Annotated in this window: 19 protein-coding genes; 5 read left to right on the top strand and 14 right to left on the bottom strand. The window is 65.3% G+C overall.

Features of this window, described 5'->3' with window-relative positions; all coding sequences use genetic code 11:
* Positions 1 to 72 precede the first annotated feature (72 nt).
* Complete coding sequence (locus D9R08_RS13720; RefSeq protein WP_233557476.1) at positions 73 to 1,206, bottom strand: DUF6456 domain-containing protein; 1,134 nt, start codon at positions 1,204 to 1,206, stop codon at positions 73 to 75.
* A 212-nt stretch (positions 1,207 to 1,418) separates the two neighbouring features.
* Here D9R08_RS13720 and D9R08_RS13715 point away from each other — a divergent pair, with 212 nt between their 5' ends.
* A complete protein-coding gene (locus D9R08_RS13715; protein ID WP_121898641.1) occupies positions 1,419 to 1,691 on the top strand; it encodes a DUF6477 family protein in 273 nt (90 codons plus the stop codon).
* On the opposite strand, the gene D9R08_RS13710 is transcribed toward D9R08_RS13715, so the two are convergent.
* Positions 1,688 to 3,226, bottom strand: a complete 1,539-nt coding sequence (locus D9R08_RS13710; protein ID WP_121898640.1) for a trimethylamine methyltransferase family protein — start codon at positions 3,224 to 3,226, stop codon at positions 1,688 to 1,690. The two genes, D9R08_RS13715 and D9R08_RS13710, sit on opposite strands and share 4 nt — an antisense overlap.
* Positions 3,227 to 3,764: 538 nt before the next feature.
* Between D9R08_RS13710 and guaA the strand changes: the two genes are divergently transcribed.
* Positions 3,765 to 5,339 (top strand): glutamine-hydrolyzing GMP synthase, encoded by a 1,575-nt coding sequence (gene guaA, locus D9R08_RS13705; RefSeq protein ID WP_121898639.1) that lies wholly within the window; start codon positions 3,765 to 3,767, stop codon positions 5,337 to 5,339.
* Positions 5,340 to 5,665: 326 nt separating this feature from the next.
* Here guaA and D9R08_RS13700 read toward each other — a convergent pair whose 3' ends face one another.
* Together D9R08_RS13700 and D9R08_RS13695 are read right to left on the bottom strand one after the other, a co-directional pair.
* Positions 5,666 to 7,003, bottom strand: coding sequence for an outer membrane protein assembly factor BamB family protein (locus D9R08_RS13700; RefSeq protein ID WP_233557475.1), 1,338 nt, complete (start codon positions 7,001 to 7,003; stop codon positions 5,666 to 5,668).
* A 37-nt stretch (positions 7,004 to 7,040) separates the two neighbouring features.
* The gene (locus D9R08_RS13695; protein ID WP_199709364.1) at positions 7,041 to 7,835 is read right to left on the bottom strand and encodes a hypothetical protein; all 795 of its coding nucleotides are present in this window, start codon (positions 7,833 to 7,835) and stop codon (positions 7,041 to 7,043) included.
* A gap of 293 nt (positions 7,836 to 8,128) precedes the next feature.
* On the opposite strand from D9R08_RS13695, the gene D9R08_RS13690 reads away from it, so the two are divergent.
* Positions 8,129 to 9,388: an efflux RND transporter periplasmic adaptor subunit gene (locus D9R08_RS13690; RefSeq protein ID WP_121898637.1), complete on the top strand. Its 1,260-nt coding sequence runs from the start codon at positions 8,129 to 8,131 to the stop codon at positions 9,386 to 9,388.
* Positions 9,385 to 13,260 (top strand): efflux RND transporter permease subunit, encoded by a 3,876-nt coding sequence (locus D9R08_RS13685; RefSeq protein WP_121898636.1) that lies wholly within the window; start codon positions 9,385 to 9,387, stop codon positions 13,258 to 13,260. Before D9R08_RS13690 ends, D9R08_RS13685 begins: the two co-directional genes overlap by 4 nt.
* Positions 13,261 to 13,518: 258 nt before the next feature.
* Here D9R08_RS13685 and D9R08_RS13680 read toward each other — a convergent pair whose 3' ends face one another.
* Positions 13,519 to 15,354: an ABCB family ABC transporter ATP-binding protein/permease gene (locus D9R08_RS13680; RefSeq protein WP_121898635.1), complete on the bottom strand. Its 1,836-nt coding sequence runs from the start codon at positions 15,352 to 15,354 to the stop codon at positions 13,519 to 13,521.
* Positions 15,355 to 15,432: 78 nt separating this feature from the next.
* Entirely contained in the window at positions 15,433 to 16,680 is a 1,248-nt protein-coding gene (locus tag D9R08_RS13675; protein WP_121898634.1) for a LysM peptidoglycan-binding domain-containing protein, read from the bottom strand.
* Between the two features lie 183 nt (positions 16,681 to 16,863).
* Between D9R08_RS13675 and D9R08_RS13670 the strand changes: the two genes are divergently transcribed.
* Complete coding sequence (locus D9R08_RS13670) at positions 16,864 to 17,355, top strand: LOG family protein (protein ID WP_233557493.1); 492 nt, start codon at positions 16,864 to 16,866, stop codon at positions 17,353 to 17,355.
* On the opposite strand, the gene rarD is transcribed toward D9R08_RS13670, so the two are convergent.
* The 8 genes from rarD to D9R08_RS13630 all read right to left on the bottom strand — a co-directional run bounded on the left by rarD (position 17,324) and on the right by D9R08_RS13630 (position 24,059).
* Positions 17,324 to 18,205 (bottom strand): EamA family transporter RarD, encoded by an 882-nt coding sequence (gene rarD / locus D9R08_RS13665; protein WP_121898632.1) that lies wholly within the window; start codon positions 18,203 to 18,205, stop codon positions 17,324 to 17,326. The genes D9R08_RS13670 and rarD overlap by 32 nt on opposite strands.
* 77 nt (positions 18,206 to 18,282) lie before the next feature.
* Positions 18,283 to 18,807 (bottom strand): host attachment family protein, encoded by a 525-nt coding sequence (locus D9R08_RS13660; protein WP_233557473.1) that lies wholly within the window; start codon positions 18,805 to 18,807, stop codon positions 18,283 to 18,285.
* The gene (locus D9R08_RS13655; protein WP_121898631.1) at positions 18,804 to 19,019 is read right to left on the bottom strand and encodes a hypothetical protein; all 216 of its coding nucleotides are present in this window, start codon (positions 19,017 to 19,019) and stop codon (positions 18,804 to 18,806) included. Before D9R08_RS13655 ends, D9R08_RS13660 begins: the two co-directional genes overlap by 4 nt.
* Positions 19,020 to 19,136: 117 nt before the next feature.
* Complete coding sequence (locus D9R08_RS13650) at positions 19,137 to 19,745, bottom strand: superoxide dismutase (RefSeq protein ID WP_121898630.1); 609 nt, start codon at positions 19,743 to 19,745, stop codon at positions 19,137 to 19,139.
* A gap of 162 nt (positions 19,746 to 19,907) precedes the next feature.
* A complete protein-coding gene (locus D9R08_RS13645) occupies positions 19,908 to 20,471 on the bottom strand; it encodes a sarcosine oxidase subunit gamma (protein ID WP_121898629.1) in 564 nt (187 codons plus the stop codon).
* Positions 20,464 to 23,415 carry a sarcosine oxidase subunit alpha family protein gene (locus D9R08_RS13640; RefSeq protein ID WP_121898628.1) on the bottom strand — a complete coding sequence of 984 codons (2,952 nt, stop codon included), beginning with the start codon at positions 23,413 to 23,415 and terminating at the stop codon, positions 20,464 to 20,466. The genes D9R08_RS13645 and D9R08_RS13640 overlap by 8 nt, the downstream gene beginning before the upstream one ends.
* Positions 23,412 to 23,732: a sarcosine oxidase subunit delta gene (locus tag D9R08_RS13635; RefSeq protein WP_121898627.1), complete on the bottom strand. Its 321-nt coding sequence runs from the start codon at positions 23,730 to 23,732 to the stop codon at positions 23,412 to 23,414. Before D9R08_RS13635 ends, D9R08_RS13640 begins: the two co-directional genes overlap by 4 nt.
* Before the next feature lie 135 nt (positions 23,733 to 23,867).
* The gene (locus D9R08_RS13630) at positions 23,868 to 24,059 is read right to left on the bottom strand and encodes a hypothetical protein (RefSeq protein ID WP_121898626.1); all 192 of its coding nucleotides are present in this window, start codon (positions 24,057 to 24,059) and stop codon (positions 23,868 to 23,870) included.
* Positions 24,060 to 24,167: the final 108 nt, after the last annotated feature.

Genomic DNA, 24,167 nt, shown 5'->3' with positions numbered 1-24,167 from the left:
GCCGACTTCAGGCGGCGCCGCGCTCGGCCAGGGCGCGCTCAGCCTGCGAGGGAAACCGCAGCGCCCGCCCGGTCAATCGCAACTGGCCGGGACGAAGCCGTGCGCGCGCTCGTAATGCCGCAGCAGGCGTTGCAGCCCGATCCTCAGAACGATCTTGCCCGATCGCGCGGACCAGCCAAGACGCTTTTCCGCGGATTCCATCCCCTCCAGAAAACAGCAGACCCGCATCACCACATCGGCAAGCCCCGGACCGAGGTCGTCCAGCGCATCGCTGACCCGCTTCCGGGCTGCGCGCGGACCTTCCGCCAGACCGCTGTCGGACAGAAATCCGCCCCGATCCCCGCCGGTCAGGAACCGGTGCCAGTTCTGCGCGACCCGCGGCCCCATCTGGGCCCGCTCGAAATCCTCGCGCAGCTTCTCTCCGGCCTGCACCAGATCGAGGGTCAGAAAGGGTTTGCCATCCGCGCCCTTGCGTCGCGCCAGTCCGGCCAAAGGCGATTCCGACAGGTTGACACGCATCCGGCGGGTGCCGTCCCCGTCGCGGACCGTGCGCTCCCCCCAGACCTGATGCTGGGCCTGAAACGGCGTCGCGGCCTCTGCAAGCTCCATCCCCGCATGGCGGCGGCGGCGATCCTCGTCGATCAGACGCTTCAGGGCGGATTTGCCCGTGCCCGTGATCTGATAGGTGCTGATCCGGCCACGACGCGCCGTGGAGATCCACTCTTTGAGAGCAAAAGCCTGGGCAATAGGTCGGTCGACAACTGCGGTGCGGGTCTGCGCGCCGTCCGGATCGGGGCGCAGCACCACGGCCTTGTCCATGTCTTGCGCCACGACCAGCACGGCGCCCTTTTCGCAGAGACGGCGCAGGATCCGCCGTGCCTCGCGGTTGATGGTCGGTTCATCGGATATCACCGGGGACCGGTACGGGGCTGTCATGTCAGAGGGCTCCTTGGAAAAATCGGTCTTGGTCGTTGCGGATACACAAGGCGAGGAGAGCGCGTTCAGAGCTTCGTCGATCAACGGGTCGTCACGGGCCGCCTCGACCTGGCGGATGCGTCGCAGAATGGTCGAAGGATGCGCATTTACCGCCCTTGCGATCCCCCGCACCGACTGTCCGAGCGCAACGTGAAGCAAGTAGTGCTCCGGCCCCTGCGGCAGCCATGAGGGCAGGCCTGACAGGTCGCGTTGATCTTTCTGAGGGGGCACTTGGTGCGCCTCCGGTTACATGCTGTGGATAAGACCTCGCCATATCTTGGCCTTATTGATTACCGAACGATTAAAATCTGTGGAAAAGCTGTGAATTGTTTTCAAATTGTAAACAAACGGAGAGCTCCGTGCGCAGGTTTGAAAAATGCGCAACAGGCCCGTGACCGCGGCCAAGCTGATCGCGTCTGATCTGCTATTGGAAGGGGTTTTCGATGTCCGATATCACCGCCACGCTTGCCACTCTGCGCCGCCCGAAGCTGCTGGTCCGGGCGGCGCGTTTCGGGGCCGCCGCGTTGGCCCGGAGACCGACAAAACCGGATGCGGTGGCCGCCCGGGGGCTGAACTGGCTGCTGGAGGAAGAGGACGCGCTCAATCAGGCGCGTGTCACCGGGCAGGCCGGCTATTCGCCCACCCGCCATGTGGAGGTGTTGACCGTTCTGCTGAACGCGGCCGATTCCGCCTCGCGGCTGGCCGCGACGCTTTAGACAAACGCGTCCGGCATCTGTTCCTTGCGTTTGGCGATATAGGCTTTCAGCGCCTCGTCCGTTGCCGGGTCGAGCATCGGTTGCTGGTAATCGGCCAGCAGTTTCTCGACCCGGGCCGCGGCCAGTTGCGTGGTGTCACGCGCGCCGTCATCGGCCCAGGTTTCGAACGGTTTGTAATCCAGCAGGTCCGACCGCCAGAAGGCGGCCTTGAAATTGGCCTGGGTATGGGCGCAGCCAAGATAATGGCCGCCCGGGCCAACCTCGCGGATCGCATCCATCGCCTGTGCTTCGGCCGAGATATCGACGCCCGCGGCGAGCTTGTGCAGGACGCCCAACTGGTCGGCATCCATGACGAACTTCTCGGGGCTGGCCACCAGCCCGCCTTCGAGCCAGCCACAGGCGTGCAGCATGAAATTCACCCCCGACACCAAGCCCGCGTTCAGCGAGTTCGCCGTCTCGTAGGCGGCCTGCGCATCGGGGAGTTTCGATCCGTTGAACGAGCCCGCGGAGCGGTATGGCAGTCCAAGGCGGCGGGCCAGCTGCCCCGCGCCATAGGTGATCTGCGCCGCCTCGGGCGTGCCGAAGGTGGGCGCGCCGGAGTTCATGTCGATCGAGGTGACGAACGCGCCGAAGATGGCCGGCGCGCCGGGGCGGATCAACTGGCTGTAGGCCACGCCCGCCATGACCTCGGCCAGGACCTGCGTCAGGGTGCCCATGACGCTGACCGGGGCCATCGCCCCGCCGACGATGAAGGGCGAGATGATGCAGGCCTGCCCGGCGGCGGCGTATCTCTCAAGCGCACCCATCATCACATTGTCGAAGGTCAGCGGCGAATTGATGTTGATCAGAGAGGTCATGACCGCGTTTTCGGCGACGAATTCCTTGCCGAAGAGGATCTCGCACATCTCGATGCTGTCACTGGCGCGGTCTGGGTCGGTCACCGAGCCCATGAAGGGTTTGTCCGACAGCGACATATGGGCGTAGAGCATGTCCAGATGGCGCTTGTTTACCGGTACGTCCGTGGGCTCGCACACGGTCCCACCGGAATGGTGGAGCCATTTCGACATGTAGCCGAGCTTCACGAATTTCTCGAAATCCGCCATGGTGGCATAGCGGCGCCCGCCGTCGATATCACGCACGAAGGGCGGACCGTAGACAGGGGCGAGGACAAGGCTCCGCCCGCCGATCTCCACGTTACGCTCGGGGTTGCGCGCGGCCTGGGTGAACCGGGCCGGCGCGGTTGCGCAAAGCGTGCGCGCCAGGCCCCTGGGCAGGCGCACCCGTTCGCCGCTGACATCCGCCCCGGCCTCCCGCCAGCGCTCCAGCGCGGCGGGGTTTTCCACGAAGGCGACACCGATCTCCTCCAGGATCGTCTCGGCATTCGCCTCGATGATCTCCAGCGCCTCGGGGGTCAGGATCTCCAGATCGGGGATGTTGCGTTCGATGAAGCGCGCGGTTTCGATCCGCACCGCAGTCCGCTCCGCGCGCCGGGCGGCGCCGCCCCCGCCCCGTGCTCTGCGCCGTAGTTCGGCCATGGCTGATCGCTCCCCAAGGGTATCCTGTGGATCGTTCTTAGCTCAGCCGGTGTCGGGTGCGCAGACAGATTGCGGCGATTGCGGGGGGAAAGCGACATCCACGGCCCCGCCGCCCGATGGAAGATGCCCACAGACGGAAGGATGACCGCGCTGCCCCGCTTGCCGCACGCCCGGGACCCGCTTGTGTGCAAGGCTTTCGGGCTTGTCCGGCGGGATGACCGCCCGCCTGGTCGTGCGGCAGACGGGGTGTTGGCGGGATCGGGATGTGCGGGACCGCCAAGGGGGCCTCAATCCGGAAGTTCAGCGACGAAAAGCGGGTCGATACCGAAGCGATTCGCCTGATCGGCGGCGGCGGACCTGGTTTCCGGGGTCCGGGGCGCGGTGTCGGTGCATATTGCAGATAACACGCATCGCTGTCGGGCCGGCCGGCTGCCACCCTTAGAATTCCGGATTGGTGCCGGGATCCTTTTGCCAACGGGCCCGTTGGAGCCAGCGCGGCGGTCTTGCAGAACCGGGCCGCCTTGCCTATTGCCGTTCCATGAGCAGCTTACCGATCCCCCGCCATCACGAACGCCTGCTGATCGTCGATTTCGGCAGCCAGGTCACGCAACTCATCGCCCGCCGCCTGCGGGAGCTGAATGTCTATTGCGAAATCCACCCCTATCAGAACGTCACGCCTGCGTTTCTGGAGGATTTCGCCCCCAAGGCCGTGATCCTGTCCGGAGGGCCGGCTTCGGTAATCGATGAAGGGTCGCCGCGACCGCCCCACGCCATCTTCGATCTGGGCGTGCCGATACTGGGGATATGTTATGGCCAGCAGGTCATGATGCAGATGTTGGGCGGCAAGGTCGAGCGGGGGCATGGTACCGCAGAGTTCGGCCGCGCCTATGTAACGCCCGAGAAGGATCGCATCGACCTTCTGAATGGCTGGTTTCTCGACGCGCGCGAGCAGGTCTGGATGAGCCATGGCGATCATGTTTCAGCCATTGCGCCGGGATTTGAGGTTTACGGCACATCGCCCAACGCCCCCTTTGCGATCACCGCCGATCTGGAGCGGAATTTCTATGCGGTGCAGTTTCACCCCGAAGTGCATCACACGCCCAACGGCAGGACGCTGTACGAGAATTTCGTGAAACTGGCCGAGTTTTCCGGCGACTGGACCATGGGCGCCTATCGCGAAGAGGCGATTCGCAAGATCCGCGATCAGGTTGGCGACAAGAAGGTCATCTGCGCGCTCTCGGGCGGGGTCGATTCGTCCGTCGCCGCGGTGCTGATCCACGAGGCAATCGGCGCGCAGCTGACCTGCGTCTTCGTCGATCATGGACTCTTGCGGCAGAACGAGGCGACCGAGGTCGTGACGATGTTCCGCGATCATTACAATCTGCCCCTGATCCATGCCGATGAAAGCGAGCTTTTCCTGAGCCGCTTGGACGGCGTGAGCGACCCCGAGACAAAGCGCAAGATCATCGGCGGGCTGTTCATCGACGTGTTCCAGAGATATGCCGACGGGATCGACGGCGCGGAGTATCTGGCGCAGGGCACGCTCTACCCCGATGTGATCGAATCCGTGTCATTCAGCGGCGGGCCGTCCGTCACAATCAAGTCGCATCACAATGTGGGCGGGTTGCCCGAGAAGATGGGCTTGAAACTGGTGGAGCCGCTGCGCGAGCTGTTCAAGGACGAGGTGCGCGCGCTTGGCCACGAGTTGGGCCTGCCCGCCAGCTTCATCGGGCGCCACCCCTTCCCCGGTCCGGGCCTTGCCATCCGCTGCCCCGGCGAGATCACGCGGGAGAAGCTGGAGATCCTGCGCAAGGCCGATGCGGTCTATATCGACCAGATCCGCCGCCACGGGCTCTATGACGAGATCTGGCAGGCCTTCGTCGCGATCCTGCCGGTGCGGACCGTCGGCGTGATGGGCGACGGGCGGACCTACGATTATGCCTGTGCGCTGAGGGCGGTGACCTCGGTCGACGGCATGACGGCGGATTATTATCCGTTCAGCCATGAATTCCTAGGCGAAACCGCCACGCGGATCATCAACGAGGTTCAGGGTATCAACCGGGTGACCTACGACATCACGTCGAAGCCGCCCGGAACGATCGAGTGGGAATGACCCCGCGGTGCCGTGGCCGGACATCGCGCTGACGCCCTTCGCCAGGGGATACTGAGGGACGAGGTTGGGCAAAGGGCGTCGACACGTGGCGCGGGCCGGAGCGTGCCCGCCTGAACAAGCCTGACGCGCAATTCGTTACCAAAAGGTTAACCAACCCCCAGCTTTCGGGAAAAAACCGCTCCCGACCCGATCAGCGCCCGGGGTGCTGCCCAATAACTCGACAGGGAAAGACCCGACCCGGGCCGATGCCTCGTGCTCCTCCTGCCCGCCGCATGACGGCGGTTCGACCGGTGGGCAGCCCTGCCGCATCGGCAGGACGCCACATTTCAGCGATAGGCGTGCAGGCGTCCGTCCTGGCTGACCACGTAAAGCACGCCACCGGCCACAACCGGGTTCGCCGCCGCGCCGCCGCGGATCGGCAGGGTGGAAAGAAGCGCGCCGCTTTCGGGGGAGAACATGCGGATCACCCCGTCGCCCGACGCGACCACCAAACGCCCGCCGGCAAGCACCGGGCCGAAATGGGTGAAGACGGCCTTGCGGCGCCGCTCCCGCTCGCGGACGTAAAGCGGCAGTTCGATGCCCCAGATACGCTCCCCGGTCGCGGCATCGACGCGGACCAGCTCGTTGCGGTCGGAGACGAAGAAAATGCTGTCGCCTGCCGGAACCACGGGGGAATAGGCCCCATCCGTCGCGGTCCAGAGCCGTTCGCCCGACGCAGCCTCCAGCGCGACCACCCTGCCCGCCTGGTTTCCGGCGTAGACCACACCGCCCTGCACGACCGGATCGCCTGTGATGTCGTTGAGATCGTTATAGGCGACCCCGCGCCTGGACCCGGCGACGGTGGTGCCCCAGACCCGGACGCCCGACAGCCGGAGCGAGGCCACAAGCTCGCCCGAGCCGAAGGGAAAAATCACCAGACGGTCGGTGATGGCCGGAGCCGCGCCGCCGGTCAGCACGGCGGCGGCGGGTGCTGCCGGCAATTGCCAGCGGATGCGCCCGTTCGACGTGTCGATCGCCCAGGCCTGGCTGTCGCGGCTGACGATATAGGCAGTGTTGTTCGCGATCGTGGGCGCGGTGATGCCCGCATCCAGCCGTTGCCGCCAGCGGACCGCGCCGGTGGCGACATCGAGGGCCACCAGTTCGCCATATCCGGTCGTGGCGAAAAGCGTGGCGCCATCGACCGCCAGCGCCCCGCCCGAGATGCCGCCGCCCCGTTCGAAGCCCGGCGTCAGATCGACCGACCAGAGCGCCGCCCCGGAGGTGGAGGTCGCCTGCACCCCGGCCACGGCATCCATCGTGAAGATCCGCCCATCGGCCACCACCGGATCGGCGGTGATCCGGGTCCGGCGGCTGTTGCCGTTGCCGATGCCCGTGGCCCAGAGCTCCGCCGGCGCGGCGGCCAGGGTCACATGAGGCGGCAGGTTGCGGATGTTCGCGGCGCGTTGCGGCCATTCGGCATTGGTCGTGGCGGACGGAAGGGAGATCGCGCGCGGCCCTTCGACTGCGATGTCCGCCGCCGGCACGGTGCCGTCCTCGCCCGGCAGCGTTTCTGCCAGTGGCACGCGGGTGCCGAACCGCTCACCCTCCAAGATGACCTCCCGGTCACAGCCTGCAAGGGCCAGCACGAAGCCGAGCCCCAGAAATCCGATGCGGAACATGCTCATATTTGCCTCTGCCCTTCCTGCCCGTGCCCGATACCGCTCATTCGCTTGCGGGTGTCCCCGCCGTGCCGTCGGCATCGGTCTGTTCTTCGGGCGGGTTTGTCCTCTCTTCCGTTGCCGGAGTGTCGTCCGGGACCGTGTCCGCCCCCTCCGTCACGCTATCTTCTGCCGTCGCGGCGGGTGCCTCGGCGGCGTCGGTCAGCGTGGCTCCCGCTTCCAGCGCTACAATCAACTGCATCGTGCGTTGTTGCAAGCCCGGCGTGGTCTGCGGCTCGGACTGAAGCTGTCGCAAAATCTGCAACCCGGCCTCGAAATCGCCCTCGCCGAGACGGATATAGGCCTGCTGCTCCATGGCGAGCGCCCGGTAGGGGGCGCCGGGCTGCGCCAAGCGGTCCATGGTCGCCATTGCCTCGCCCGGCTCGGCGGGGGCGAGCATCTGCGCCTTGAGAAGGGCCAGATCGCTGTAGCGGCGCGGCAGATCGGGGTTGCCGGCCAGCGCGCGGAGCCGGGCGGCGGCGGCCCCGCTTTCGGCCTCTTCCCCGGCCTGCAGAAGGGCCAGAATGATTTCGGCCTCGGGCGTTTCGGCCGGGACGGCGGAAAGGGCGGCCATCCGCGCATCGGCATCATTGTTGTCGAGCGCCTGCAAAAGCGCATCTCCGAAGGCCTGCGCCTGATTGTTGGCCTGCGCGCGGCGGTATTCATTCCAGGCGGCGCCGCCCACCAGCACCAGCACCGCAAGTGCGGCGACCCAGCCCCACCGGCGAAGCAGGGCGAAAAGACGGTCCCGCCGCACTTCTTCGCTTACCTCATTGAGGAAACTGTCGGAATTGGCCATGACGCGTGCCCCGTTTCTTGCCCTGATGCGGCGAAGTATCTTACCCGCCGTTCTCTTAGCGCGAAGCGCCGGGAAATGCCAAGGCCGGAGATCGCCCGCAGGGGTGCCCGCCATCACCGACCCGCCTCAAAGGGCACCAATGTCAGCAGGATGGCCGGATATTTCTGAACTGATCGGTTCAGTCTTGCGCGTCGCGCAGCAAAATACTAATCTGAACGAAGCGGTTCAGCGTATGTCATGAAATGTACCGCAAATGATTATGGCCCGACGGCAGCGGGCGAGTGAGGCTATTGATGCGAATTTTTCCGATTGTGACCGCCGTCATTGTGTGTGCGGTGCTCTATCTGGTGATATTGGAGCGGGATCGGCTGATCGGGTTTGCCGGCGCCTTCACCGGGGATGACGGCGCCACCGCCGAGATGCAGGAGGTTGCCGAGACCGACGCCCCGCCCGAACAGGAGCTGACCGCCGACGGCATGCATGTGGTTCATGTGGTTGCCCGGCGGAGCGAGGCGACGATTGCGGAAAACGCCGTTTTGCTGCGCGGCCGGACCGAGGCCCTGCGCCAGGTCAACGTGCAATCGGAAACATCCGGTCTGATCATCTCGCCGCCGATCCGCGCGGGCGCCTTCGTGGAAGAGGGTCAGTTGCTTTGCGAGATCGATCGCGGCACGCGCGGCGCGGCGCTGGAGGAAGCGGAAGCGCGGCTGGCGGAGGCCCGGTCCCGTCTGCCGGAGGCGCGGGCGCGAGTGGCGGAGGCGCGCGCGGGCCTGACTGCGGCCGAGATTGACGACAACGCGGCTTCGCGGCTGAGCGAAAGCGGCTTCGGCTCCGAAACGCGCGCCGCCAGCACCGCCGCGGCCCGTTCCGCGGCCGAGGCCGCCATCCAGTCGGCGGAGGCCGGGGTTGAGACGGCGCTGAGCGGCATCCGCTCCGCCGAGGCCGGGGTCGAGCGGGCCCGGCAGGAACTCACCCGTCTGGAGATCCGCGCGCCGTTCGAAGGGCTGCTGGAAAGCGACACCGCCGAGCTTGGCTCCCTGATGCAGCCGGGCACCTTGTGCGCCACCGTGATCCAGCTCGATCCGATCAAGCTGGTCGGGTTCGTCCCTGAGGCGCAGGTCAACCGGGTTGAGGTCGGGGCGGCGGCGGGCGCGCGTCTGGCCACCGGCGAGGAGGTTCAGGGCGAGGTGATCTTCCTGTCCCGCTCTGCCGATCCGCAGACCCGTACCTTCCGGGTCGAAATCGAGGTGGCGAATGCCGATCTGGCCATTCGCGACGGACAGACCGCGGATATCATGATTTCGACTGCGGGACTGCCCGCGCATCTTTTGCCCACATCGTCGCTGACGCTGAACGACGCGGGCACACTCGGGGTGCGGATCGTGACTGAGGATAACCGGGCCCAGTTTGTGCCGGTGACCATGTTGCGCGACACCGCGCGCGGCGTCCTGCTGACCGGGCTGCCCGATCAGGCGACGGTGATCACCGTGGGGCAGGAGTTCGTTACCGACGGGGTGCCCGTCGACGTGACCTATGAGGAGCTGACCCAATGACAGGTCTTGTCGACTGGGCCGCATCCCGCGCCCGGATGGTGATCGCCTTCGTGATCCTGTCGCTGACCGTCGGCACGGCGGCCTATGTGGGTCTGCCGAAGGAGGGCGAGCCGGATATCGATATCCCGGGACTGTTCATCTCGGTCCCCTTCCCCGGCATCTCGGCGGAAGACAGCGAACGGCTGCTGATCCGCCCCATGGAATCGGAGTTTCAGGACCTTGACGGGCTTGTCTCTATCAACTCCACCGCCGCCGAGGGCTTTGCCGGTATCTTTCTCGAATTTGAGTTCGGCTGGGACAAATCCGCCAGCATCGCCGATGTCCGCGACGCGATGAATGCCGCCGAGGCGGATTTTCCCGCCGGCGCCGAAAGCTTCCAGATCGCGGAAATCAACTTCTCGGAATTCCCGATCATCATCGTTGCCCTGTCGGGCGATGCCCCGGAACGCACGCTGTTGCGGCTTGCCAACGAGATGCAGGACCGGCTGGAGGCGCTCTCGCCCATTCTGGAGGCGGGGCTGGCGGGTGACCGCGCCGAGATGCTGGAGGTCGTCATCGACCCGCTTGCGCTGGAAGCCTATAACGTCACCGCCCGGGAGCTGATCGATGCAGTGGTGAACAACAACCAGCTGATCGCGGCCGGCGAGGTGGAGACCGAAAGCGGCGCCATCTCGGTCAAGATCCCGTCCAGCTTCGACAGTGCCGAGGATGTCTACAACCTTGCCATTTCGGTCAATGGCGACCGGGTCGTCACACTGGGCGATCTGGCCGAGATCCGCCTGACTTTCGAGGACCGCACCGGCACCGCGCGGTTCAACGGCGAAAACACCGTGGCGCTGCAGGTGGTCAAGCGGCAGGGTTTCAACGTGATCGACACTGCGGAACTGGTCCGCGCCGAGGTCGATGCCGTGCGCGCCTCCTGGCCGATCGAGTTGCAGGACTCGGTGCGGGTGGACACCACGCTTGACCAGTCGGTCACGGTGGACGGCATGGTGCGGCAGCTTGAAGGCTCGGTTCTGACCGCCATCGCGCTGGTGATGATCGTGGTTCTCGCGGCCCTCGGAACACGCTCGGCGCTGCTGGTCGGCTTTGCGATCCCGACCTCGTTCCTGCTCTGCTTCATCCTGCTCGGCGTGATGGGCATCTCGATCTCGAACATCGTTATGTTCGGTCTGATTCTGGCGGTGGGGATGCTGGTGGATGGGGCGATCGTGGTGGTGGAATACGCCGACAAGCGCCTGCAGGCCGGGGCAAGGCCGATGCAGGCCTATACCGATGCGGCCAAGCGCATGTTCTGGCCCGTGGTCTCCTCCACCGCGACGACGCTTTGCGCGTTTCTGCCCATGCTGTTCTGGCCCGGTGTGCCCGGCGAATTCATGGGCATGCTGCCTGTCACGCTGATTTTCGTCCTGTCCGCCTCGCTGATCGTGGCGCTGATCTACCTGCCTGTTCTGGGCGGGGTCGCGGCCCGGTTCACACGGATCACCGAACAGGGCACCGAGATCGTCAAGGCGCTTGTGCCGGCCTACTGGATGCGCCTGATCCTGACGCTGGCCGCGGGCTATGCGATGTTCATGGCCGCGATGATCACGATCAATCCCGGCATTATCGGGATCACGCCGGGCTCGGGTTCCGCCTTTGTCGCCATGCTGCCGGGCGCCGCACTGTTCATTCTCAGCTCCGCCCTGATGTCGGTTCTGCTGGGGTCGGTCCAGATCGCGCGCAAGCCCAAGCCCATTCAAGCCGGATACCGCCGTACCTGGTTCGGCTCGTTCATTCACACGATCGTCGGAAATCCGGTCGCCCCGGTCGCCGTGCTCCTGCTCATCGCGATGTTTGTCGGCGTGGTCTTCTACCAGTTCGTGAATAACAACAACGGCGTCGAGTTCTTTGTCGAAACCGAGCCGGAAAACGCAGTGGTCTATGTGCGCGCGCGCGGCAATCTTTCCGTGCCCGAAATGGACGCTCTGGTTGCCCAGGTCGAGGAGGTGGTTCTGGCCACCGAGGGCGTGCGCGATGTCTTTGCATTCGCCGGCGATGGCGGGCTGAACAACAACACCGGCGGCGCGGCGGCGCCCGAAGACACCATCGGACAGGTGCAGATGGATCTGGTCGCATGGGAAGACCGCCCGACTGCGGTGGTCTGGCGCCCGGTGCTCTGGGGCCTGTTCTCCATGCCGGTCACGATCGTGGATCCTCAATGGGACGGCAATGCCATCATCGACCGCCTGCAAGCCGAACTGGACCGGATCCCGGGCATCGAGACGGAGATTTTCGAGCAGGCCCAGGGGCCCGCCGATGGCAAACCGGTCAATCTGCAATTGTCGGGCGACAATTGGGAGGATCTTCAGGAGGCGACCCGGATCGCGCGGGCGCATTTCGAGGGCATGCCCGCCCTGACCCTTGTCGAAGATACGCTGCCGCTGCCGGGCATCGACTGGCAGATCAACGTGGATGTTGAGGCCGCGGGCCGTTTCGGGGCCGATGTGGCCACCGTGGGCGCGATGGTGCAGCTCGTCACGCGCGGCATTCTGCTCGATACGATGCGGGTGCCGTCCTCGGACGAGGAAATCGACATCCGCGTGCGCTTCCCGGACGAGGCACGGGTGCTGTCCACCCTCGATACGCTCAGGGTGCGCACGCCCGACGGGCTGGTGCCGCTGTCGAATTTCGTGACCTACGAGCCCACACCGCAACTGGCGGTGATCGACCGCGTCGATCAGTCCCGCGTCTTCAACGTCAGGGCCGATGTGGAGGCGGATCTGCTCCGCGCCGATACCGAAGAAGGCGAGACCCTTGGCATCATCGAACAACTGCCCGAAGGCGCCGCGCCCGAAATGCGCGGCCCGGACGGCACCGGATATCTCATCTTCCACATGGCCGAAGGCGTCGATCCGGCAACGCTGATCGACGGTGTGGAAGACGGCGGGCTGACCCTGGTTGCCGTGAACGCGAACGAGCGGATCGCGCGGATCACCGAATGGATCGAGACCGAGACCCCCTTCCCCAGCTCCGTCGGTTGGGAATGGAGCGGCGATCAGGAGGAGCAGGCGGAAAGCCAGGCGTTCCTCGGCCAGGCCTTCCTCGGCGCGCTTGGATTGATGTTCATCATCCTGCTGGCGCAGTTCAACTCCGTCTACAACGCGGTTCTGGTGCTGCTGGCGGTGGTTCTGTCCACCACGGGCGTTCTGATCGGGATGCTGGTGATGGATCAGACCTTCTCCATCATCATGACGGGGACGGGGATCGTGGCGCTGGCCGGGATCGTGGTGAACAACAATATCGTGCTAATCGACACCTATCAGGAATACAGCCGCTACATGCCGCGGCTGGAAGCGATCACCCGCACGGCGGAGGCGCGCATCCGCCCCGTGCTGCTGACCACGATCACGACGATGGCGGGGCTCACCCCGATGATGTACGGCATCAGCCTCGATTTCGGCGGCGGCGGCTACACGGTGAACAGCCCGACCGCCTTATGGTGGAAACAGCTGGCGACCGCCGTGGTCTTCGGGCTTGGCCTCGCCACGGTTCTGACGCTGGTGATGACGCCGTCGCTTCTTGCGCTCCGGATCTGGGCCGGCACGATCCTGTCGTGGCTGGCCCGCGGGCTCGGCATGCTGGGAGCCGGCCGCATGAGCAGCCGGGCGCATGACTGGGCCCTGGCGCGCGCGGCGCGGAACACCCGCAATCCGATCATCCTGTGGGAGCAGGACCTGCCTCCGCCCGCCCCGATGGTCGACACCGAGGCGGTCGTGGTGCCCCCTGCCCCCGCAGAAAGCCCCCGGCCCGACGACACGGACCTGCCGGGGGTGGCGCAGGACGAGGACGATCAGGGCAAGCCGAGGCCGCCCTTACGCGCGGCGGAATAGGCGCGGCTCCCTTACTTGCCCGGGGCGCGCGGTCGCGCGGGGGATGATGCAGGCCACGAGGCCCGGTATTGCGCCTTGAGCAGACTGGCGCGGCCCGCAAGCGGGGCAGCGCATATGGCCGAACGTCCGCCGGGCGGGGCATGGGTGCGCTGCGGGTCTCCACCAGTCGGTTCGCCAGGGCGGGCCGCATGAGGCCTCAGCGAGGGGTAAGGCAGGCCGGTGAACGCAGGTTGAATGCGCGCCGCGCCGCCGGCGCGATCAGGCCGCGCTTTCTTCCTCGGACATCTGGCGCTGCCACATCGCGGCATAGCGCCCGGACTGCGCCAGCAAGTTCTCATGGGTGCCGCGCTCCACGATTTCACCCTGCTCAAGCACGATGATCTGGTCGGCCTCGACCACGGTGGACAGACGATGGGCGATGGTGATCACCGACCGTCCCTGCCCCATCATCTTCAGCTCTTCCTGAATGTCGCGCTCGGTCTCGGTGTCCAGCGCGCTGGTGGCCTCGTCCAGAAGCAGGATGGGCGGGTCTTTCAGCAAGGTACGGGCAATCCCGACGCGCTGTTTCTCCCCGCCCGACAGCTTCAGCCCGCGTTCGCCCACGGCGGTCTCGTACCCCTCCGGCAAGGCCTGAATGAAGTCGTGGATCTTCGCCGCGCGGGCCGCCGCCTCGATCTCGGCGAAGCTGGCCTCGGGACGGCCATAGGCGATGTTGTAGCGGATCGTGTCGTTGAAGAGGACCGTGTCCTGCGGCACAACGCCGATCTGCGCATGCAGGCTTTCCTGCGTCACCATGCGCAGATCCTGACCGTCGATGGTGATTGCCCCGCCATCCACATCGTAGAAGCGGAATAGAAGCCGCCCGATGGTAGATTTGCCCGACCCCGAAGGCCCGACAAGCGCCACGGTCTCGCCGGGCCCGACCCGGAAGGACACGCCCTTCAGGATCGGCCGGGCGGTGTCGTAGCCGAACAGCACATTGTCGAACACCACCTCGCCCCGTGGGCAATCCAGCGCCGGCGCATCCGGCCGGTCCGTGACCTCGGCGGGCTGTTCGAGCAGGTCGAACATCTCGCCCATATCCACAAGGCTCTGCCGGATTTCACGATAGACCGTGCCGAGAAAGTTCAGCGGCATGGTGATCTGGATCATATAGGCGTTGACCATCACGAAATCGCCCACGGTCAGGCTGCCATCCTGCACACCCAGAGCCGCCATCACCATCACCACCACAAGCCCGGTGGTGATGATCAGCGATTGACCGAAATTCAGCGCCGCGAGGGAATAGGAGGTCTTGAGTGCGGCCGCCTCATACCCCTCCATCGCGCCGTCATAGCGCATCGCCTCGCGGTTCTCGGCCCCGAAATACTTCACGGTTTCGAAATTCAGCAGACTGTCGATCGCCTTCTGGTTGGCATCGGTGTCCTGATCGTTCATCTGCTTGCGGATTTTCACGCGCCATTCGGTGACCTTGAAAGTGAACCAGATGTAGATCGCGATGGTGACGGTGAGCACGATCAGGTAGTTGATGTCGAAGACGACCGCCAGAATGATCCCGGTCAGAAGCAGCTCCAGAACCAGCGGACCCACGGAAAAGAGCAGGAAGCGCAGCAGGAAGTCGACGCCCTTGACCCCGCGCTCGATGATCCGCGAGAGACCGCCCGTCTTCCGTGTGATGTGGTAGCGAAGTGAAAGCGCATGGATGTGGCGGAACGTCTCCAGCGCGAGTTGCCGCAACGCCCGCTGACCCACCCGCGCGAAAATCGCGTCGCGCAACTGCTGAAACCCGACATTGGCGGCCCGCGCCACGCCATAGGCGATGGTCACACCGACCGCGCCGAACACCAGCAGCCACGCGGCGGACCCTTCGCTCTCGCCGGCCAGCGCGTCGACCGCCGCCTTGTAGAGGAAAGGCGTGAAGACGGCGACCAGCTTGGCCACCACCAGCATGCTGAGCGCGATCACGACCCGGTACTTCACCCATGCCTGCCCGCGGGGCCACAGATAGGGGGCGACCTTGCGGATCGTGCGCACCCCGCTGCGGCGTTCGCGGGCCTCTTCCGAGGTGTCGGGGATCGAAAGATCGGTTGGCATGGGCTGGCGGGTGTCCTGCTGGCGGCTCCAGGCTGTGAACCTAGGTCCTGCCGCCGCAGAAGGCCAGACGGGCCGGGACTATTCCGACGCCATTTCCGGGATCGCGAAAACCTGACCGGGATAGATCAGATCCGGATCGCGGATCAGATCCTGATTGGCCTGATAGACCTGCACATAGAGAATGCCTGCGCCAAGCGTCTCCCGCGCGATGCCCCAAAGCGTGAAGCCCGGCTGCACCGTCACCACCGAAACCCCGTCATCGGGACCCGGCAAGGCCGCAAGTACGGCCGGCTCCTCCCGCAGGAAGGGGGTTTCCACCCGGCTGACCACCTGTCCGGCGGCATCCACCTGATCGACCCGCAGGGTATAGGTGCCCGGATCGACCTCGGGCAATGCGGCGCGCCATTGGCCAACCGCGTCGACCTCGGCCAATCGCACGGGCTGGTTGTCCAGATAGACCTGCAAGCCGCTGTCAGCCTGGCCCCGGCCGGACAACACGACCTCCCCCGCCGGGTCGTAGGTGATGGTATCCAGAACGATCTGATCCAGGACCGCGGGCGCCTGATCGGCCGGTTGCAGAACCCGCACACCCCTGTCATCGGCGATCAGCAAGGTCGGCGACCGGGGCGCGGCCGGGGGCTCCGGGGCGGCGCCCGCCTGCTGAACATCCTCCGCTCCGCTATCGGAAAGGGGCTCAGGGGCGCTTTCCGCGCCGGCAGGTGTGGGCCCTGCAGCCGCCACCCAGGCTGCGGTGGGGGTGATGATGATGCTTTCCTCGGAAGCGACCGGCGGGCCATCCGTGTCCTCCACCATGGACAGGCTCAGCGCGCGGGGCATCTCGGCCGGCGGCACGGACACCATCGCAACGAAGGCGCCCCATTCATCGGCCGTTACCGTGTCAAGCGCGACACCGTCCAGCATCAGGGTGACCTCCGCCCCGGGCGCGGCGCGGCCCGCGACGATGGTCGAGCCGGTCGGGTCGACCCGCAGCAGGTCGATCAGGGGCCGTATCTGGACCTGGGGTGCCCCGGCCGCGGCAGCCGCGGCCTCCGCCTCATCGGCTGTGGCTGCGGCGGCGCGGGTCTCCCCCTGCGGTTCGGGCAGGACCGTCGTCGACACCACAACCGGGGAAGCGGGGTCTTCCGCCTGAGGCGCATCCGCCGCAGGCAGGCTGGCCAGCGGCGCGGGGACGCCATCCCCCTCCGGCTGATCCGGGCCGAGCAATCCGGAGAAGATGACAATGCCGATCACCCCTGCAAGCGCTGCTGCGCCCACACCGATGGCCAGCGCCGAGCCGCTGTTTATCGAGCCTGTGCCTAAGGCCATTTCCCCATCCAACCTTACTCACCGGTGCAGCGTGTCGCGTTCCGATCGCGTGTGCGCCGGGTTGAGTGACGTTATCAACAGGTCTATCAGGGGGCAAAACACCTCTTTGTGCAAGGGTCGCCAGATTTGTCATTCTCCGTCTGTGTCTATTGCGGCTCTCGCCCCGGAGCCGACCCGGAATACATGGCCGATGCGACGGCCCTCGGCGAAGGGCTGGCGCAGTCCGGCATGCGGCTGGTCTATGGCGCGGGCGATGTGGGTCTGATGGGGGCGGTCGCTCGGGCGGCCCAGAATGCCGGCGGGGATACGTTCGGCGTGATCCCCACCCATCTTCTGGCGCGCGAGATGGGCAAGCGCGATCTGGGGCGGTTCATCGTCACCGAGAACATGCATGAGCGCAAGAAGGTGATGTTCATGAACTCCGATGCGATCGTGGTCCTGCCGGGCGGCGCCGGATCGCTGGACGAATTCTTCGAGGTGCTGACCTGGCGGCAGCTTGGGCTGCACGAAAAACCCATCCTGCTGATGAATACGGCCGCCTATTGGGCCCCGCTGGCCGCTCTGGTGGACCATGTGGTGACGCAGGGCTTCGCCGAGGCCTCGCTGAAGGAGTATTACCGGGTGATCGACACCGTGCCCGCGATCATGTCGGCGCTGGAGACGGCGCGCGCCTGAGCGACGCCCAGGAATAAATGCCAAGCGCCACCCAGATGATCGGGAAGGCAATGCCGTGCCAGAGGGTGATGACCTCCGCCAGAATCAGAACCGCGACGCCGAACTGAAGGGTCGGGTTCAGGTATTGCACGAGGCCGATCGTCGACATCGCCGTGCGTCTGGCCGCATAGGAAAACAGGATGAGCGGCAGGGCCGTCAGCGGCCCGGCCATGATCAGGAGCGTGCTTTGGACCGCATCATGGCCGAACGCGCCCTGCTCCGCCCCGAGCCAGATCAGATAGCCGAGCGCGACCGGTGCAAGCAGCGCCACCTCGGCGGTGACCGACACGACCGGGCCCGCCTTGGTCCAACGTTTCATCAGGCCGTAAATCCCGAAGGTCGTCGCGAGAGAGAGTGAGATCCATGGGGCCACGCCCAATCCCAGGGTCAGGATCGCAACGGCCACAGCCGCCAGCCCGACCGCGAGTATCTGTGCGCGGCCAAGGCGTTCCTTGAGCACGACCCGGCCGATCAGCACCGCGACCAGGGGAAAGATGTAATAGCCGAGGGCGGACTCCACCGTGCGCCCTACCTGCACCGAGAAGATGAAGAGAAACCAGTTGCCCGAGATCATGATTGCCGCGGCAAAGGCCAGAAGCAGCGCCCGCCTGCCCGCCAAGGCCTGCGGCAGTGCCCGTATGCGGCGCTGGAGCGCCAGCACGAGGCCGAAAACCGCAAAGGACCAGAGGGTCCTGTGAGCCAGAACCTCCAGCGGCGGCACATCCGACAGAAGCTTGTAGAAGATCGGTGAAAGGCCCCAGATGATGCAGGCCCCGATCATCGCCAGAACGCCCTTGCCCGCCTCGCTCATGCCACCTGCCCCGACACCTGCCTTCGGTCAGGCATTTCATGCACGATCAGGCGGGTCAAGGCGGCGCTGCGGCAGGTTCAGCCGTCCGGCGGGCTGGTGTCTTCGGTCAGGCGGGCGCTGATGCGGGTCGCAACTTCGTCGAGGGGATGATTGGTCAGTGTCATCGGCAGTTCGGCGATGACACGACTGGCCACCTCCTTGTGGATCTGCCCGCGCAATTCGCCGAGAATGCGCGGCGCCGCGACGATGATCAGACGTTCGAACCGGTGCCGGTGGGCGCGTTTGTAGAGCATCTCCGACAGATCCTGGGCGAACCGGTCCTGCGCCAGTCGATGCCAGTCCGTGTCTTCCACCGCTGACCGGTGCACCGACGGCCCGTCATTGAAGCGGCCGGGTTTATGGGCGCCCTGATCGCGGTTTGGGGGATTTTCCTGATGATCTTCCCGGCGCACCTCAAGCAGGGGATGATCCGCATCGCCGATGTTCTCGCACAGGAGCGCCTTCTCTCCGTCGGCCACCAGAACCCAGGTGCCGTTGGTCAGCGGCGAGTGGTTGCGGCGTATCTGATCGACATGTGTCGGGGTCATGGATGGATCGGTCATGGGGTCTCCTTCGGCTCGCTGTCGGTTTTGTCGGATTTGCGGATGCGCGTCGCACCCGCAGGGCGTTCATGGGCGCGCTTTTCCTTGTCACGGGTAGCGATCTTGCGGGCCAGCGTTCCACCGGAGCGGCCCTGTTGCGCGACCTGCGTGTCGTCGCTCGGACTCTTCTCGGCTTCCTTCCGCCCGTATCGGGATCGTGCGCGCGCGGCCATGATATGCTCCGTCCCTGCAAGTCATATAGGAGGCAACGCCGGATCGCGCAGGGGCGTTCCAAAGAAAAACCCGCCGGGGGCGCCGGCGGGTTCGGGGATGTTCGCGGAGGTCGGGGGTCAGGCGCTGGCGAGACGGCTGGCCACGTTTTCCCAATCGACCAGATTGTCGAGGAAGTTGGTCAGATAGGCCGGGCGCTTGTTGCGGAAGTCGATGTAATAGGAATGTTCCCACACGTCGCAGCCCAGAAGCGCCGTCTGCCCGAAGCAAAGCGGGTTCACGCCGTTCTCGGTCTTGGTGACCTTCAGCGTACCATCGGTGTCGACCACCAGCCAGCACCAGCCGGAGCCGAACTGCCCTGCACCAGCGGCGCTGAATTCTTCCTTGAACTTGTCGACAGATCCGAAGGCATCGGTGATGCGGCTTTCCAACTCACCCGGCATCGAGGACTTGCCCGGACCCATCATTTCCCAGAACTGGTTGTGGTTCCACAACTGACTGATATTGTTGAAGATGCCACTTTGGGCCACCGCGTTAGCATCATAGGTTCCGGTGATGATCTCTTCCATCGACTTGTCGGCCCATTCGGTCCCGTCGATCAGCTTGTTGCCATTGTCGACATAGGCCTTGTGGTGGATGTCATGGTGATATTCCAGCGTCTCCTTCGACATGCCGTCATCGGCCAGCGCGTCGTGGGCGTAAGGAAGATCGGGAAGTTCGAATGCCATTGGTCAGGCCCCTCTTTGTTGGTGCAAGCGATTGAGTGACAGATGGAGGTCACAGGGTCGAAAGGTCAACCCCGGCGCGGTCAAGAGGTTCCGCAAAACGCGATTTTTCCGCAGCGCCGGCAGGGCCGTCTCCGCCCCCGCGCGCCGAAACTGGCAGGCGGTTCAGAAATACCCGACCTCGCCGCCGTCTCTGGCGGATACCGCAAGGCAGTCGAACACATAGCGCGCGACCGACCGGAAACAGATCAGCCGGATGCTGTCTTCGCCCGTCATCCAGAACGCCGCAGGCACCTGCGCCAGCCTTGTGCGGCGCATCTCTCCGGGCCCGAAGCTATCGGGATGAAGATCGACCGGGGCGAGCTTGGCGACGACCTCCCGTGCGCCTGAACCCTCAATCGCGAAAAACGCGCGGGCATCCGAGACGTTGACGGCTAAATAGTGAATATCTTTCAGTGCATTGCATAGCAATTTTACCATTGAATCCGCCCCGCCATGGGCACAGAGGATCAGCAATTCGTCAGGTGCCATCCAGGCGACCGCCCCCGTCTGCGTCTCGATGATCCGGCGCTGGTCCGGCACGGCGGTGCCGGTCGCGGCGCGAACCGCCGCAGCCGTTTCCGGCGCCGACAGGTCGGCCTTCAGCGTGACCATGCCCTGCAGACCCAGTTCGCGGATATCGACCAATCCTCCGGCCACCGCCCCGGGCAAGGCGCTCATCTCAGACATTCTGTTTCTCCCCCTCGGGATCATAGAAAACGGGGCTGACGATCCGTGCCTCGACGGTGGCGTCCCCGACCGTGTTAAAGCTCAGCACCTCGCCCATTCGCTCGGGCCCGTTCAGCACCAGCCCCATGGCGATCCCGTACCCGAGGGTCGGTGAGTGATAGGTTGACGTGACACGGCCCTGGGTGTTGCGTTGGCCGTTGGCGTTGTGTCCGGGCGCCAGCGCGTAGGAGCCATCCGGCAGAACCGACCCGTCCAGCGTTTGCAGCCCGACGAGTTTCCAGCGGGCGGGATCGGTCATGTGTGCGCGCGCCTGAGCCCGCTTGCCCAAATAATCCTCCTTCTTCCTGGAGATCGCCCAATCGAGCCCCAGATCCTGCGGGATCACGGTGCCATCGGTTTCGTCGCCGATCATGATGAAGCCCTTTTCGGCCCGCATCACGTGCAAGGCCTCCGTGCCGTAGGCGGTGGCGCCGAACTCCGCGCCGGCCTCGTGCAGCGCTTCCCAGAAGGCGCGCCCACGGCTTGCGGGGACCGCCACCTCGAAGGACAGCTCGCCGGAGAAGGAGATGCGGAACACCCGTGCATCGAAATCGCCGATCCGGCCCTCGGCCCAGCCCATGAACGGCAGCGCCTCGGCGCTCAGGTCAAGATCGCCTCCGAGCTTCTGCAGCACCTTGCGCGCATTGGGCCCGACCACGGCCACCTGCGCCCATTGTTCGGTGACATTGGCGGTGAAGACCTGCCAGTCCCACCATTCGCATTGCAGCCAATCCTCCATATGGGCGTGGATATGATCGGCCCCGCCGGTCGTCGTGTGAACAAGGAACATGTCCTCGTCCAGCCGCGCCACGACCCCGTCATCCATTAGGAACCCGTTTTCGTTGCACATCAGCCCGTAGCGGCAGCGCCCGGGTTTCAGGCTGCTCATCATGTTGGTGTAGAGCATATCCATGAAGCGGCCCGCATCGGGGCCCTTGACGAGGATCTTGCCCAGGGTCGAGGCATCGAGCAGCCCGAGGCTGTTGCGCGTCGCGGTGATCTCGCGGGCCACGGCCTCGGCCTGACTCTCCTGCCCGCGCGGAAAGCAATAGGGCCGCCGCCACTGGCCGACCGGTTCGAAGGCGGCGCCGTTGTCTTCATGCCAGTCATGGATCGGCGTGCGCCGGACCGGCTGAAAGATGTCGCCGCGCGCCTCGCCCGCGATGGCCCCCATCGAAATCGGCGTATAGGGCGGGCGGAATGTGGTTGTCCCGACCTGCGGAATCGGCGCATTCAGAGCATGAGAAAGAACCGCCAGACCGTTGATATTGCTGAGCTTGCCCTGATCAGTGGCCATGCCGAGCGTGGTGTAGCGCTTGGTGTGCTCGACGCTTTCATACCCCTCCCGCGCGGCCAGCTGAACATCGCTGACCTTCACGTCATTCTGGAAATCCAGCCACATCTTGGCCCGTTTCGCGATGCCCGCGCCCTGCGGCATCATCCAGACAGGCAGAAGCGGCATCTCCGACGGTTCTTCCACCCTTGCGTCGGGCAGGATTTCCCCGAGGGCGAAATCGCCATTCGCGGCACCGGTCACCGAGACGAAAGCCTCGCCATCGGCGCCGCGCGGCGGGCGGTCGGGATCGGGCCGGAAACAGGCGCGCGCCTCGTCCCAGACAAGTTTGCCGCCGCAATGAGACCATAGATGCACCACCGGCGACCACCCGCCCGACATGGCAACCACGTCGCAGGCGATCTCCTCTGTCGTCGCACCTTCACCCGCCTGCCGGCAGAGCGCGACCCCCGTGACCCGCTTGCCACCCCTCACGGCGGCAATACCGGTGCCGGTCGCGACCCGGATCCCGAGGGCCTTCGCCTGCATCGCCAGCTCCCCATCCGCCTGTGGCCGCGCATCGACGATGCAGGGCACCGACAGGCCCGCCTGATGCAGGATAATGGCCGTCCGGTAGGCATCGTCGTTATTGGTCACCACGACCGTGCGGTCGCCGGGCGAAACGCCGAAATTGACCACATAGTCCCGCACCGCGGCGGCCAGCATCACGCCCGGCACATCGTTGCCCGCAAAACTGAGCGGGCGTTCGATCGCCCCGGTCGCGGTGACGACATGACCGGCGCGGATGCGCCAGAGCCGGTGGCGCGGCGCGTCCGTTCCGGGCGTGTGATCGGACACATGTTCATAGGCCAGCACATAGCCGTGGTCATAGACGCCCGCCCCCATGCAGCGCGGACGCAAGGTGACATTAGACATGTTTCCAAGAGTTTGCAGTGTGGCGTTGACCCAGTCCTCCGCCATGGTTCCGTCTATGTCGCCGCCATCCACAGGCGCGCGGCCGCCCCAGGCCGCCGTCTGCTCGATGAGGAGAACGCGTTTGCCCTCCGCTCCGGCTTTCAGCGCCGCCTGCAATCCCGCGACGCCGCCACCGACAATCAGAACATCCACATGGACATAGAAATGCTCATAGCGATCCGCGTCGCGATCCTTCGGGGCCGCCCCCAAACCGGCGGAGTGACGGATGATCGGCTCGAACACGTGTTTCCAGAACGGACGGGGATGGATGAATGTCTTGTAGTAGAAGCCGGCGGGCAGGACCCGCGCCGCATAGCTGTTCAGCGCACCGATATCGAATTCGAGACTGGGCCAGTGGTTCTGGCTGCGGGCGGACAGCCCCGCGAACAGCTCGGTCGTGGTGGCGCGCTGATTTGGCTCGAAGCGCCCCGCCTCACCCAGATTGACCAACGCATTGGGCTCTTCCGGGCCGGATGCGACGATGCCGCGCGGACGGTGGTACTTGAAACTGCGCCCGACGAGCACTTGCCCGTTGGCCAGCAGCGCAGAGGCCAGAGTATCACCAAGAAAGCCCTGCAACCGTTTGCCGTTGAAGGAAAATTCGATCTGGGCGCCGCGATTGACGAGACGGCCTCCGGTGGCGAGACGGGTGCTCATGTCGGGCTCCAGTCCGGATGTCTGGCCGTGATCCGGGCGATGATTTCAGCGGGCGGTTCCGTGGTCTGCGCCGGATAGGTGCCATACACCTCCAATGTGGCGGTATCCCGCGCGGCGAGAAACCATTTTCCGCAGCCATAGGCGTGGCGCCAGCGCTCGAAATGCACCCCTTTGGGATTGGCGCGGTGGAAAAGATATCCTTCGAAATCAATATCTTCCGAGCCGGGGCCGAAGCGCTTCAGATGCGCCTCCCCGCCGGGGCTGAGTTCGGTTTCATCGGCGGTGAGGCCGCAGTTGGGACATGTCAGGATCAGCATGGCGACACCTCGGGACAGGGCAATTTGCAACGCGGCGTCACCCGGCCGGAGAGCCCGCGGGACAGGTCACGCAAAAGGCGGCCCCGGATGGAGCCGCCTGCGCAAAGATGGAGATCCGCCCTCGGGCGGGGGGTGTCAGCCTTCTTCGACGGTGCCTTCGACCGCACCGACACCGGGCACTTCGATTCTGACATCCGGCGTGTCGTCCCCGATGCCGCCACCGAAGACAACCCAGGCGATAACACCAAGCGCCACAACCACGCCGCCAAGAATGAACGCCAAGGCGCCGTTGCCGGAGTTGGAATTGCTGTTCGACTGGTCGGACATGTCTGTCTCTCCTCTGTGAAGTGGTTCAGCGGAGAAACGTGGAAGATGCGGTCCCGGTTCCCGGAAAACTTCTCGGGCACCATTTTGAGTGCACCCGGATCGCGGATC

The sequence above is a fragment of the Rhodophyticola porphyridii genome, from assembly GCF_003688285.1.
GTDB classification, from domain to species: Bacteria; Pseudomonadota; Alphaproteobacteria; order Rhodobacterales; family Rhodobacteraceae; genus Rhodophyticola; species Rhodophyticola porphyridii.
This window is presented reverse-complemented; position numbering and strand designations above follow the sequence as displayed.